The sequence below is a fragment of the Polaribacter sp. HL-MS24 genome (assembly GCF_032758595.1).
Classification (GTDB): Bacteria; Bacteroidota; Bacteroidia; order Flavobacteriales; family Flavobacteriaceae; genus Polaribacter.
The window spans coordinates 1,095,122-1,107,665 of record NZ_CP136415.1 but is presented as its reverse complement, the minus strand read 5'-3'; the positions used below and the strand labels follow the sequence as shown (position 1 = coordinate 1,107,665).

Below are 12,544 nucleotides of genomic sequence, written 5' to 3'. Positions count from 1 at the left end.
TTAACATTCTATTTAAATGACAGATTTAAATTGCTCTAAGAAACGCTTGTCATTTTCATAAAACATTCTAATATCTGGAATTTGATACAGCAGCATGGCAATTCGTTCAATTCCCATACCAAAGGCATAGCCAGAGTATTTAGTAGGGTCAATATTTGCGTTTTTTAGCACATTTGGATCCACCATTCCACAGCCCATGATTTCTAACCATCCTGTTCCCTTAGTTATTCTATAATCGGTTTCGGTTTCCAGTCCCCAATAAATATCTACTTCCGCACTAGGCTCTGTAAAAGGGAAATAGGAAGGACGTAAACGAATTTTAGATTTTCCAAACATCTCTTTTGTAAAATACAATAGCGTTTGCTTTAAATCAGCAAAAGAAACGTCGGTATCAATATACAAACCTTCCACCTGATGAAAAATACAATGTGCTCGTGCAGAAATATCTTCATTTCTAAAGACCCTTCCTGGAGAAATGGTTCGAATAGGGGGTTGATTTTCTTCCATATATCGTACTTGTACAGAGGAAGTATGTGTTCTTAATAAAATATCTGGATTTTGCTCTATAAAAAACGTGTCTTGCATGTCTCGAGCAGGATGATATTCAGGTAAATTTAAGGCAGTAAAATTATGCCAATCGTCTTCAATTTCTGGGCCTTCAGAAACCGTAAAACCAATTCGATTAAAAACATCAATAATTTGATTTTTTACCAATGAAATTGGATGACGAGATCCTAACTCAATTGGTTCTGAGGGACGGGTTAGATCTCCAAAAAAACGCTTTTGTTCTGTTGAATTTTCTAAAAGCTCTTGCAATTCAGTAACTTTACCCTCAGCAGCATTTTTTAGGCTATTCAATGCTTGTCCAAAATCTTTTCGCAAATGGGCATCCACGTTTTTAAATTCAGCAAATAAATCTTTTAGTACACCTTTGCTTCCTAGATATTGAATTCTAAAAGATTCAAGTTCTTCCTTAGAAGTTGCTTTAAATGCCTTTACATCACCAATCAGTTCTTTTACTTTATCTAACATTTTCGGGTAAAATTAGAGGACAAATTTAGTGTTTTTTATAGAGTTTTAGAATGCTTTTTCAGACAAAAGAAAATGAGGGTTCGAAATCGATTGAAATAAGGAAGATTTTGGAATATAATTTAAATAAATTTTTATTTGCGAATTCGGAAATTAACTATCTTTGCTTGAGTAATATTTTATAAAATTCATAAAAAAGGAGATCAAAAATTATGGAGTTAAAAATTAAAGAGTTTATGGATTTGGTTATCAAGAGAAATAACCATGAGCCAGAATTTTTACAAGCTGTTCAAGAAGTTGCAGAAACTGTAATTCCTTATATTGTTCAACACGATATTTATCACGGTAAAAATATCTTATTAAGAATGGTAGAACCTGAAAGATTAATTTCTTTTAGAGTTTCTTGGGTAGATGATCAAGGAGAGATACAAGTAAACAGAGGATACCGAATTCAGATGAATTCTGCAATTGGACCCTACAAAGGAGGGCTGCGTTTTCATCCGTCAGTAAATGCAAGTATTTTAAAGTTTTTGGCTTTTGAACAGGTCTTTAAAAATTCGCTAACCACTCTTCCAATGGGAGGTGGAAAAGGTGGTTCTGATTTTGATCCTAAAGGAAAATCAGACAATGAGATTATGCGTTTTTGTCATGCCTTTATGAGTGAATTGTTTAGACATATTGGTCCCAACACAGACGTGCCTGCTGGAGATATTGGTGTAGGTGGCCGTGAAATTGGATATATGTTTGGAATGTATAAAAAATTAAACAACGAGTTTACAGGGGTCTTAACAGGAAAAGGTGCTTCTTGGGGAGGATCTTTAATAAGACCTGAAGCTACCGGATATGGAACAGTATATTTTGCACAAAACATGTTACAGCGCAAAGGGGATTCTTTTCAAGGAAAAAAAGTAGTGATTTCTGGTTCGGGAAATGTTGCTCAATATGCTGCAGAAAAAGCCATAGAATTGGGAGCAACTGTCTTGACTTTATCCGACTCAGGGGGATACATTTATGATGCAGATGGAATTACTACTGAAAAGTTGAAACACGTGATGTTCATTAAAAATACCAAAAGAGGAAGAATAAGTGAATATTTAGAAAAATATCCCACAGCAACTTATGTTGAAGGAAAAAGACCTTGGTCTATTCAATGTGATATTGCTTTGCCTTGTGCAACTCAAAATGAGTTAAATGGAGATGAAGCAAAAGAATTGGTTGCCAATGGATGTATATGTGTCTCTGAAGGAGCAAACATGCCTTCTATGCCAGAAGCAATTCATGAATTTCAAAAGGCAAAAATTCTTTTTGCCCCTGGAAAAGCAAGTAATGCTGGAGGAGTTGCAACTTCAGGATTGGAAATGAGTCAAAATTCACTTCGTTTGAGTTGGACACGTGAAGAGGTAGATGCAAAGCTAAAAGTTATTATGGAGGACATTCACAATTCTTGTGTACAATATGGAAAAAATGAAGAGGGTTCTATAGACTATATCAAAGGAGCAAATATTGCTGGTTTTGTGAAAGTTGCCGATGCAATGTTGGCACAAGGAGTCGTATAATCCATCTTCGGACTTATAAAATCAAGACGCATTAAATTTTTTTAGTGCGTTTTTTTGTACAACAGTTTTAAAAAAGGTTTCTTTACCAAACAAATCAGTCATCATTTTATGAGTTTGATCACTCCTTTTTTGTTTGGGTTTCTTGTTGCTTTTATCGGTTCCATCCCCCCTAGCATGCTCAATATGGCTGCCTTGAAAACAAGTATTCAACACGATGTAAAAGCTGCTAAGCAATACATTTTTGGAGTTTCAATTGTGGTGGTGTTACAAACCTATATTGCTGTTTTTTTATCAAAATATGTCATTGAAAATCCTTCCATTTTAGAGTTGATAGAACAATTTGGAATCGGAATATTTTTGTTGCTTTCTTTTTATTTTTACAAAGAATCTAATAAAGAGAAATTAACCATTCAGGTACCAAAGACCAAACAAACTAATAAGATCCTTTTTGGAATGACACTTTCTGCGTTAAATATGTTTGGCATTCCTTTTTTTTGTGGAGTTGTTGCTTTTTTAGAGTTCATTCATTTGTTTTCATTTGACTTTTTTCCGGTCCTTCTTTTTTGTTTTGGTTCGGGTATTGGAACCTATGGAATCTTGTTTTTGTATGTAAAATATGCACAAGGTATTCAACGAAAAACAGGAAAAATCACCAAAGACATCAATCTATTTTTAAGTATTTTAATTGCACTTGTTGCAGTAATTTCTATTATAAAACAAGGGTATAAATATCTATAGCAATGAAAGTTGTAAGAAATTTTTGTATTGAAGGCGTTCACAAAAAACCCATTGTAACCGATGTTTTTTTTAAAGAAACCCAACAACCAAAAAAGATCCTTATTTTTTGTCATGGCTATAAAGGATTCAAAGATTGGGGCGCTTGGAATCTCGTGGCAGAAGCTTTTGCGAATGCAGGATTTTTCTTTATAAAATTCAATTTTTCTCACAATGGAGGAACACCAGAACAGCCTATTGATTTTCCAGACCTAGAAGCTTTTGGAAATAATAATTATAGCAAAGAATTAGATGATCTAGCGTCTGTAATTGATTGGATTTCGAATGCCTCCCAGTTTCATCAAGAGGCAGCGTCAAACCATATTTCGATTATTGGTCATAGTAGAGGTGGCGGAATTGTAACCATTAAGGCTGCCGAAGATATTCGTATACAAAAAGTTGTTAGTCTAGCTGGAGTTTGTAATTTTTCTACCAGAACAGCAACCGTCGGCGAATTAGAAACTTGGAAAAAAACGGGAGTAAAGTATGTTGTAAACGGGAGAACCAAACAACACATGCCTCATTTTTATCAGTTTTACGAAGATTTTATAAGAAACAAAAACCGATTAAATATTGAGCGGGCAGCAAAAAACATTCACATCCCTCATTTGATTCTTCATGGTGCGTTGGATTCTTCGATTCCTATTGCGCAAGGTGAAAAAATCCATTCTTGGAATCCAAAAAGTATTTTTAAAATTATCCCAAATGCAGATCATGTTTTCAATGTTTCACATCCTTGGATTGCAAAGCACCTTTCTCCTGAGCTTGCACAAACCGTAAACGACTGTGTCGATTTTCTAAAGGAATAAAGCAGTTCTTTTTTTTTGTATTTTTATGGAATCCCAAAAATAAGACCGCATGCCTTGGAGAAACAGACTTAAAGAAGATGCTTAAGCAGTTAAAACCGATTTTAAATTCAGGAGAGTATGTGTATGTATCTGTCCCCAATTTTGATTCTATACTTAGAAGAGACACTTTGTTTGAGTTTCAAGAGGAAGAAGGGATTACTCTAATTTTAGAAAAAAATAAGGCAGATGCTCTACAGTTACCCTATGAATTTGTTTGTTCTTGGATTTGTTTAGAGGTCCATTCTTCGTTAGAATCGGTTGGTTTGACAGCAGCATTTTCTACTGCTCTGGCGGAGAGTAAAATCAGTTGTAATGTGGTTGCTGGCTACTATCACGACCATCTTTTTGTGGCGAAAAAACATACTGAAAAAGCTCTGGAAGTCTTAAGAAACTTGTCTAAATTTTAACCGTGGAACTACAACCTCCCTTCAGAAAAATAATTCATGTAGATATGGATGCTTTTTATGCTTCTGTAGCCGAATTGGATCATCCTGAATTGAGGGGGAAAGCAATTGCCGTTGGGGGCAACGAAGTACGGGGAGTTGTTTCTGCTGCAAGTTACGAGGCAAGGAAATTTGGAGTAAGATCTGCAATGAGTGGTTTTTTGGCAAAACAAAAATGCCCTCATATTATTTTTGTAAAATCTGATTTTCCTCGATACAAGGAGTTGTCGGCTAAGATTCGAGAAATTTTTTATGAATACACCGATTTGGTAGAGCCTCTTTCTTTGGATGAAGCCTATTTAGACGTCACTGAAAATAAGAAAGGAAACCCTTCTGCAAATAGCATTGCTAGGGAAATTCGTCAAAAAATTTATGATGAAACAGGTTTGCGAGCTTCTGCGGGAATATCGATCAATAAATTTATTGCAAAAGTTGCTTCTGACATTAACAAACCGAATGGACAAAAAACAGTCCATCCAGAAGAAGTTTTATCTTTTTTAGAAGAATTACCTGTTCAAAAATTTTATGGTGTTGGTAAAGTTACAGCTGCTAAAATGTACAATTTAGGAATTTTTATAGGGAATGATTTAAAGAAAAAAACCAAAGAAGAATTAGTTGCTCTTTTTGGAAAATCAGGAGCACATTATTATAATATTGTACGAGGTATTCACAACAGTCCAGTTAAACCCGATCGAATTCGAAAATCTGTTGGTGCTGAAAGAACTTTTGAAGAAAATATTTCTTCGGAAAATTTCATGTTAGAACGGCTGGAAAAAATTGCAGAAGAACTAGAAAGAAGGATGCTAAAGAACCAAACCAAAGGAAAAACAATTACTTTAAAAATTAAATACTCCGACTTTACACAACAAACAAGAAGTAAGACCAAAGCAAATTTCATGCAGTTGAAAAGTGAGTTTTTTCCTGTAGTTAAAGAATTATTTTTTCAAGATCCATTGATTAATTCTGTCCGTTTATTGGGAATTTCCTTTGGGAATTTAAATACCGAAAAAAAGGAGCCAGTTTGGGTGCAATTGCAATTTGAATTTTAAGGACTTTGAGGATTGCTAAAATGGCGTATATTTAACAAATAGAGAAAGGACCCCAATGACAATAGAAAATAGTACCCAACAAGATTTGGCCGAAATCGAAAGATTGTACACTCATGCAAGAGATCTTCAGGCTTATTTAAAAAGGGTTGTCTGGCCCTCTTTTTCTAGAAAAATGATAGTGCAAGAGCTAGAAGAAGGGAAACAATTTAAATTAGTAGTTGATGGACAGATTGCCTGTGTTTGGGCGATTGCTTTTTCTGATCCTCAAATATGGAAAGAGAAAAACACCGATGCTGCTATTTATATTCATAGAATTGCTACCAATCCTATTTTTAGAGGAAATAATTTTGTCCAAAAGATTGTAAATTGGGCTCAAGAATATGTAAAAGACAGAAATATCAATTATATACGTTTGGATACAGTTGGAGAGAATAATGGATTGATTCAACATTATCAAAATTGCGGATTCGCCTTTTTGGGACTCTTTCAATTAAGCGAAACCAAAGGGCTTCCAGAACATTATTACAATGCAACAGTGTGTCTTTTTGAAATAGCAATTCAATGATAATTAAGAGAACAACCTCAGAAAACCCCGACTTTATCAAGTTAGTCATTGACTTGGACGCTTACTTAAAAATCACAGATGAAGAGGAGCACGATTTTTACAATCAGTTCAATTCGATAGAATTATTACAAGAAGTGGTTGTTATTTATGCTTCAAAATTAAACAATTTACTTCCCGTTGCAGTAGGTTGTGGGGCGCTAAAAAAATTGGATTCAACAACGGTAGAATTGAAAAGGATGTATGTTTCTCCTCAATACAGGGGAAAGGGATATGCACAAAAAGTAATAAAAGAATTAGAAATATGGGCAAGAAAATTGGGTTACAAGAGATGTATTTTAGAAACAGGAAAAAGACAAATTGAAGCCGTAAAATTCTATCACAATTGCGGATATTCAGTTATTGAAAATTATGGGCAATACAAAGAGATGGCAAATAGCATTTGCTTCCAAAAAACGCTTTAAATGAATTACAGTTATTGGGAATTAAAAGAATGGTTTTCCAACATTGATTTTACAATTGTTGGGAGCGGAATTGTCGGTCTAAATTGCGCATTGCAATTAAAAAAAGACCATCCTCAAGCACGAATTTTAATTTTAGAAAAAGGAATTCTTCCTCAAGGAGCAAGTACTAAAAATGCAGGATTTGCCTGTTTTGGAAGTTTGTCCGAATTGATAGATGATTTAAAAACACATCGACCTGAAGAAGTTTATCAGTTGGTTGAAAAACGCTGGGAAGGACTGGCCTTATTGCGTAAAAATTTAGGAGATAAGCCTATTGATTTTCAGCAAAACAAAGGCTTTGAATTGTGTAAAACAAAGGAGTTTTTTGAAGCCTGCATTTCCCAGAAAGAGGATATCAATCAGCTGTTACGACCCATTTTTAAGACCGATGTATTTTCTGTTACTGAGAATCGATTTGGCTTTCAAAAAATACATTCACAATATATTACCAACAATTTTGAAGGGCAAATAGATACTGGAAAAATGGCTGCTGAACTTCTTGATAAAGTGCAGCAATTAGGGGTAAAAATCTTCAACGGAGTTTCTGTGGAAGGGTATACTGATATTGGAAATCAAGTTGAGGTACATACCAGTGAAATTACGTTTTCAACCAACAAATTATTCGTTGCTACTAATGGGTTTTCAAATCAGCTCTTGGCAGAAAAAGTACAACCTGCAAGAGCTCAAGTTCTGATTACAAAACCCATCAAAAACTTACAGATCAAAGGAACTTTTCATCTCGATAAAGGCTATTATTATTTTAGAAACATCAACGATCGAATTTTATTTGGCGGAGGAAGAAATCTTGACTTTCTTACAGAAGAAACCACTGTTTTTGGGCAAACACAAATCATTCAGACTCAATTAGAACGTATTTTAAAAGAGACGATTTTACCCAATATTTCCTTTGAAATAGAACATCGATGGAGTGGAATAATGGGTGTTGGAGCTCAGAAAAAAGCCATTGTCAAACAGCTTTCTAACAACGTCTTTTGTGGAATTCGTCTCGGTGGAATGGGTGTTGCAATAGGTAGTTTAGTTGGAAAGGAACTCGCAGAGCTTATAGATTTATAGAATGAAAGAGACCGCTAAAATTTTTGATGTGATTCTTATTGGCGGAGGCTTAGCAGGATTGTGCAATGCAATTCATTTGTCAAAATTTGGAACCTCTGTACTTCTCCTTGAAAAAAACGAATATCCAAAACACAAGGTTTGTGGTGAATACATTTCCAACGAAGTTCTACCTTATTTATCGTTTTTAGACATCCACCCCTTTGATTTTGGTGCTGTAAAAATTGATCAGTTTCAGCTTTCTACCAGAAAAAATAAATTAATTTCTGCAAAACTACCTTTGGGAGGATTCGGGATTTCTCGGTATCAACTCGATTTTATGCTAGCTAAAAAGGCAAAAGAAAATGGCGTTTTGTTAATTCAAGATACTGTGGTTGAAGTTGACTTTCATAAAGAACTATTTCATGTTTCAACAAAACAAAAGCAGAAATTTAGGGCGAAAATATGTATTGGCTCTTTTGGAAAACGCTCTTTGTTGGACGTGAAAATGAACCGTAATTTTATTCAAAGAAAAGCACCCTATCTGGGAGTTAAAATTCATGTAAAAGTAGATTTTCCTGAAGATTTGGTAGCGCTTCACAATTTTAAAGGAGGTTATTGTGGGGTTTCTAAAGTAGAAAATGGCGCAATTAATCTTTGTTATATTACGAATTATTTTGAGTTTCAGAAGTATAAAAACATAACTGATTTTCAAGAGCAGGTTGTTTTTCAAAATGCGTTTTTAAAAGAAATTTTTTCTGAGTCAACTCCTATTTTTGAGAAAGCATTGACCATTAGTCAGATTTCTTTTGAAACTAAAAAACCTGTAGAGAATCATATTATTTTCTGTGGCGATTCGGCAGGAATGATTCATCCACTTTGTGGAAATGGAATGAGTATGGCGATTCAGTCTGCACAAATTGCATCGAAACTCATTCTAAATTTCCTAAATGGAAAAGGGATGACAAGAGATCAATTAGAAAAAAACTATATTAGACAATGGAATCGACAATTTAAATGGAGATTGAATGCAGGTCATTTTATTGCCCTATTGTTTCGAAACGACTCTATTGCAGCCTTTTTATTACAGGTTTTGAAGCGACTTCCATTTTTAATGCCCATCATCATCAAACAAACCCATGGAAAACCCATTGATAATTAATGGACTATTTTATTAGCACGAAGTACAGAACAGACAAAGAAGAGTTGATGGACGATTTTTCCATTGGCGGCGAATTGTTGCGTGATACGCTGGACAAATTAGAAAAAATTAATCGGTGGTTGGGAGGAAATAAAGTGACCATAACTGGATTGAAAAAGATGCTGGAAAAGCATCCTAAAGAACAGCAAGTTACTATTGTAGATATTGGTTGTGGTCATGGAGATATTTTGCGAGACGTTGCCAAGTTTGGTCGAGAGGAGGGCTATTCTATGAAGTTAGTAGGCATTGACGCCAACCCAACGGCAATTGAGTATGCCAAAACGCTTTCGAAAGATTTTTTAGAATTGAGTTTCGAAACGGAAGATATTTTTTCTGAGGCTTTTCAAAAAAGAGAATTTGATGTGGTGTTGGCGACTCTATTTTTACATCATTTTAAAGAAGAACCCTTAACCCGCTTTTTAGAAAACACAATCAAACAAGTACGAATTGGGATTGTTATCAATGATTTGCATCGGCACAAACTGGCCTATTATTTATTCATGGCCTTGTCTCTTTTTATAAAAAATACAATGATTATTGAAGATGGACTTACTTCTGTTTTACGAGGATTTAAACGTAAGGAAATTACAGAAATGGCAAAAAAAATAAACGTTCAACCTGAGATTTCATGGAAATGGGCATTTCGGTATTTATGGATGATAAGAGTTTAAGGGTTAAAATTAAAGAGAAAGAAATAAAATGAAGAAAGTAAAAATAATTTCAGTTGCAAAACAGCTTCCAAAATACTATCGAGAAACCAAAGACATCATTCCTTTTGTAAAATTATGGATGCAAAATCAGGAGGAGCGTTTTCAACGGAAAGTCATTAAACTTTTTGAGGGAGCGGGTGTAGACAAGCGTTATTCGATTATGGATCCTGCCGAGGTTTTTATTGCGACTTCTTTTCAGGAAAAAAACGATATTTATATAAGAGAGGTGGTACTATTGGCAGAACAATCCCTCAAAAAATCCTTAGAAAAAGCAAAACGTAAGGCTTCTGAAATTGATTATATTATTACGGTAAGTTGTACTGGAATTATGATTCCTTCCTTGGATGCATATTTGATTAATTCTTTGCAAATGAAACAAGATATTGTCCGTTTACCAGTTACAGAAATGGGTTGTGCTGCAGGTGTTTCTGGAATTATTTACGCAAACAACTTCTTAAAAGCGAACCCAAATAAAAGAGCTGCAGTGATTGCTGTAGAAGCACCAACAGCGACGTTTCAGTTAGACGACTATTCGATGACCAATATTGTCAGCGCAGCAATATTTGGAGATGGAGCTTCTAGTGTAATTCTTTCTTCTCATGAAGAAGATCAAGGACCTGAAATTATTGATGAAGCCATGTATCATTTTTATGATGCTACAAGCATGATGGGATTCAAGTTGGTGAATACAGGTTTGCAAATGATTTTAGACAAGGAAGTTCCACAGAAAATATCGGAACATTTTCCTGCAATTATTCACCCTTTTTTAGAAAGGAATCATCTGACGATAGACGATATTGATCATTTAATTTTTCATCCTGGTGGAAAAAAAATCGTGCAAACCGTAGAGGAGTTATTTGGAGTACTTGGTAAAAATATTGACGACACCAAAGAGGTTTTACGACTGTACGGAAATATGTCGAGCGCAACGGTGCTCTATGTTTTGGAACGATTTATGGACAGAAGCCCGGGCAAAGGAGAACGAGGAATTATGCTGAGTTTTGGTCCTGGTTTTTCCGCACAACGTATTTTATTAGAATGGTAAAACAATAAGATTTTTAGGGGTTAAAAAACCGATGAGGTCTAAAAAAACAGACAATGAATTCAAATCAAATCATACAACAACTTCCTTATCAAAAACCTTTTTTGTTTGTTGATGTACTCACAGCAATTTCAGAAACTGGAGTTACTGGAAGTTACAGGTTTAAAGCAAATGAATTTTTCTACGAAGGGCATTTTAAAAATAGCCCCATCACACCTGTAGGTGATTTTGGTAGAATCCATGGCGCAGATTGGAGTCGTTTGTTTGGGGATTTATCTACTAAAAGATCAAATTTCAGCAGCCAGAAATCCACAAATTGCTTTGACCTCTCACCAGATTGATTTTTTTATTCCAGTTTTCCCCAACGAGAAAGTAACTGTTATTTCTGAGAAAGAATATTTTCGATTCAACAAATTAAAATGCAGGGTTCAGATGCTAAATGAGAAAAACGAATTGGTCTGTAGAGGAACTATTTCTGGAATGATAAATGCAAAAGAAAATGAAAAATAGAGTTGTAATTACCGGCTTAGGAGTTGTTGCACCAAATGGGGTTGGATTAGAAGCGTTTACCGAAGCGATCAAGGCAGGAACTTCAGGGATTCGATTTCATCAGGAATTAAAAGACAAAGGTTTTTCTTGTTGTATTGGAGGAATTCCATCCGTATCAGAGGAAAAAAAAGCCGCCTATTTTTCTCTTCTACAATTGCGCGGATTTCAGAGTAGCTCTATTTTATACGGTTGTATGGCAGGAGTTGATGCTTGGAAAGATGCGGGTTTTTCTGTGAATGAAAATTCGAAACTAGACGAGCATTCAGGGTTGATTTTTGGAACTGGTAACTCAGGGATTGAAAAACTTCGAGAAGCAATCTATAAAATTGATGATCTACAAGTTCGTCGACTAGGGAGCACCTCTGTAGTACAAACGATGTCGAGTGGAATTTCGGCTTATTTGGGAGGGATTTTAGGTTTTGGAAATCAAGTTACAACCAATTCATCTGCCTGTACTACTGGAACGGAGGCATTGATAATGGGTTTTGAGCGCATTCAAAGTGGAAAAGCAAAACGAATGTTGGTAGGAAGTTCTAGCGATAGCAGTTTGTATACTTGGGGAGGATTTGACGCCATGAGAGTGATGTCTTATAAACACAATGAGTTTCCTCAAAAAGGTTCTAGGCCCATGAGTAAAACTGCTGCAGGATTTGTTCCTGGTGCTGGTGCAGGAGCCTTAGTTTTAGAGTCTTTAGAAAGCGCTTTAGAAAGAAAGGCGACCATTTATGCAGAGGTTTTAGGAGGAAATGTCAATTCTGGAGGGCAAAGAAATGGGGGCACTTTAACGGCTCCAAACCCAATCGCTGTTCAGAAATGTATAACAAATGCCGTGAAGGATGCCGGAATTCACCCCAACGAAATTGATGTGATCAACGGGCACCTAACAGCGACCTCAAAAGACGCTTTAGAAATTGAAAATTGGACGCTTGCATTGCAAAGAAAGGGAGCTGAATTCCCAATGATCAATTCGATAAAGGCGATGATAGGTCATTGCTTGGCCGCTTCAGGAGCAATAGAGTCTGTGGCTTCTGTGTTGCAATTAAAAGAGCAATTTGTATTTCCAACAATCAACTGTGAAGATCTTCATCCAGAAATTTTGGCGTTGATTTCTTCGGAGTGCATTCCACAAAAAGCAATTGAAAAAAACATCCAAATTATTGCAAAAGCGAGTTTTGGCTTTGGAGATGTAAATGCTTGTGTTATCTTTAAGAAATATTCAACCTAAGAC

Annotated in this window: 13 protein-coding genes and 1 pseudogene; 13 read left to right on the top strand and 1 reads right to left on the bottom strand. The window is 35.4% G+C overall.

Features of this window, described 5'->3' with window-relative positions; genetic code table 11:
* Positions 1–12 precede the first annotated feature (12 nt).
* Positions 13–1,032 carry a phenylalanine--tRNA ligase subunit alpha gene (gene pheS, locus RRF69_RS05285; protein ID WP_316940977.1) on the bottom strand — a complete coding sequence of 340 codons (1,020 nt, stop codon included), beginning with the start codon at positions 1,030–1,032 and terminating at the stop codon, positions 13–15.
* A 209-nt stretch (positions 1,033–1,241) separates the two neighbouring features.
* Here pheS and gdhA point away from each other — a divergent pair, with 209 nt between their 5' ends.
* The 13 genes and pseudogenes from gdhA to RRF69_RS05220 all read left to right on the top strand — a co-directional run bounded on the left by gdhA (position 1,242) and on the right by RRF69_RS05220 (position 12,541).
* Positions 1,242–2,585: an NADP-specific glutamate dehydrogenase gene (gdhA, locus tag RRF69_RS05280; RefSeq protein WP_316940975.1), complete on the top strand. Its 1,344-nt coding sequence runs from the start codon at positions 1,242–1,244 to the stop codon at positions 2,583–2,585.
* A gap of 108 nt (positions 2,586–2,693) precedes the next feature.
* Positions 2,694–3,323, top strand: coding sequence for a glutamate dehydrogenase (locus tag RRF69_RS05275; protein ID WP_316940973.1), 630 nt, complete (start codon positions 2,694–2,696; stop codon positions 3,321–3,323).
* Positions 3,324–3,325: 2 nt separating this feature from the next.
* A complete protein-coding gene (locus tag RRF69_RS05270) occupies positions 3,326–4,168 on the top strand; it encodes an alpha/beta hydrolase (RefSeq protein WP_316940971.1) in 843 nt (280 codons plus the stop codon).
* A 77-nt stretch (positions 4,169–4,245) separates the two neighbouring features.
* On the top strand, positions 4,246–4,614 hold the full coding sequence (locus tag RRF69_RS05265; protein ID WP_316940969.1) for an ACT domain-containing protein: 369 nt from the start codon (positions 4,246–4,248) through the stop codon (positions 4,612–4,614).
* A 2-nt stretch (positions 4,615–4,616) separates the two neighbouring features.
* On the top strand, positions 4,617–5,699 hold the full coding sequence (gene dinB / locus RRF69_RS05260) for a DNA polymerase IV (protein ID WP_316940968.1): 1,083 nt from the start codon (positions 4,617–4,619) through the stop codon (positions 5,697–5,699).
* Between the two features lie 55 nt (positions 5,700–5,754).
* A complete protein-coding gene (locus tag RRF69_RS05255; protein WP_316940967.1) occupies positions 5,755–6,264 on the top strand; it encodes a GNAT family N-acetyltransferase in 510 nt (169 codons plus the stop codon).
* A complete protein-coding gene (locus RRF69_RS05250) occupies positions 6,261–6,725 on the top strand; it encodes a GNAT family N-acetyltransferase (protein WP_316940966.1) in 465 nt (154 codons plus the stop codon). Before RRF69_RS05255 ends, RRF69_RS05250 begins: the two co-directional genes overlap by 4 nt.
* Positions 6,726–7,838: an FAD-dependent oxidoreductase gene (locus RRF69_RS05245; RefSeq protein ID WP_316940965.1), complete on the top strand. Its 1,113-nt coding sequence runs from the start codon at positions 6,726–6,728 to the stop codon at positions 7,836–7,838.
* 1 nt (position 7,839) lies between these two features.
* Positions 7,840–8,976 (top strand): NAD(P)/FAD-dependent oxidoreductase, encoded by a 1,137-nt coding sequence (locus RRF69_RS05240; protein WP_316940963.1) that lies wholly within the window; start codon positions 7,840–7,842, stop codon positions 8,974–8,976.
* Positions 8,976–9,686 carry a methyltransferase domain-containing protein gene (locus RRF69_RS05235; RefSeq protein WP_316940962.1) on the top strand — a complete coding sequence of 237 codons (711 nt, stop codon included), beginning with the start codon at positions 8,976–8,978 and terminating at the stop codon, positions 9,684–9,686. Before RRF69_RS05240 ends, RRF69_RS05235 begins: the two co-directional genes overlap by 1 nt.
* Positions 9,687–9,714: 28 nt before the next feature.
* Positions 9,715–10,770 carry a type III polyketide synthase gene (locus RRF69_RS05230; protein ID WP_316940961.1) on the top strand — a complete coding sequence of 352 codons (1,056 nt, stop codon included), beginning with the start codon at positions 9,715–9,717 and terminating at the stop codon, positions 10,768–10,770.
* A gap of 53 nt (positions 10,771–10,823) precedes the next feature.
* Positions 10,824–11,277 (top strand): annotated as a pseudogene (locus tag RRF69_RS05225) (3-hydroxyacyl-ACP dehydratase FabZ family protein).
* On the top strand, positions 11,267–12,541 hold the full coding sequence (locus RRF69_RS05220; protein WP_316940960.1) for a beta-ketoacyl-[acyl-carrier-protein] synthase family protein: 1,275 nt from the start codon (positions 11,267–11,269) through the stop codon (positions 12,539–12,541). The pseudogene RRF69_RS05225 and the gene RRF69_RS05220 overlap by 11 nt, the downstream one beginning before the upstream one ends.
* Positions 12,542–12,544: the final 3 nt, after the last annotated feature.

Bases quoted from the DNA above. Each gene is read 5' to 3' on its own strand.
- pheS (WP_316940977.1), bottom strand. From the start codon at position 1,032: ATGTTAGATAAAGTAAAAGAACTGATTGGTGATGTAAAGGCATTTAAA.
- gdhA (WP_316940975.1), top strand. From the start codon at position 1,242: ATGGAGTTAAAAATTAAAGAGTTTATGGATTTGGTTATCAAGAGAAAT.
- RRF69_RS05275 (WP_316940973.1), top strand. From the start codon at position 2,694: ATGAGTTTGATCACTCCTTTTTTGTTTGGGTTTCTTGTTGCTTTTATC.
- RRF69_RS05270 (WP_316940971.1), top strand. From the start codon at position 3,326: ATGAAAGTTGTAAGAAATTTTTGTATTGAAGGCGTTCACAAAAAACCC.
- RRF69_RS05265 (WP_316940969.1), top strand. From the start codon at position 4,246: ATGCTTAAGCAGTTAAAACCGATTTTAAATTCAGGAGAGTATGTGTAT.
- RRF69_RS05255 (WP_316940967.1), top strand. From the start codon at position 5,755: ATGACAATAGAAAATAGTACCCAACAAGATTTGGCCGAAATCGAAAGA.
- RRF69_RS05250 (WP_316940966.1), top strand. From the start codon at position 6,261: ATGATAATTAAGAGAACAACCTCAGAAAACCCCGACTTTATCAAGTTA.
- RRF69_RS05245 (WP_316940965.1), top strand. From the start codon at position 6,726: ATGAATTACAGTTATTGGGAATTAAAAGAATGGTTTTCCAACATTGAT.
- RRF69_RS05240 (WP_316940963.1), top strand. From the start codon at position 7,840: ATGAAAGAGACCGCTAAAATTTTTGATGTGATTCTTATTGGCGGAGGC.
- RRF69_RS05235 (WP_316940962.1), top strand. From the start codon at position 8,976: ATGGACTATTTTATTAGCACGAAGTACAGAACAGACAAAGAAGAGTTG.
- RRF69_RS05230 (WP_316940961.1), top strand. From the start codon at position 9,715: ATGAAGAAAGTAAAAATAATTTCAGTTGCAAAACAGCTTCCAAAATAC.
- RRF69_RS05220 (WP_316940960.1), top strand. From the start codon at position 11,267: ATGAAAAATAGAGTTGTAATTACCGGCTTAGGAGTTGTTGCACCAAAT.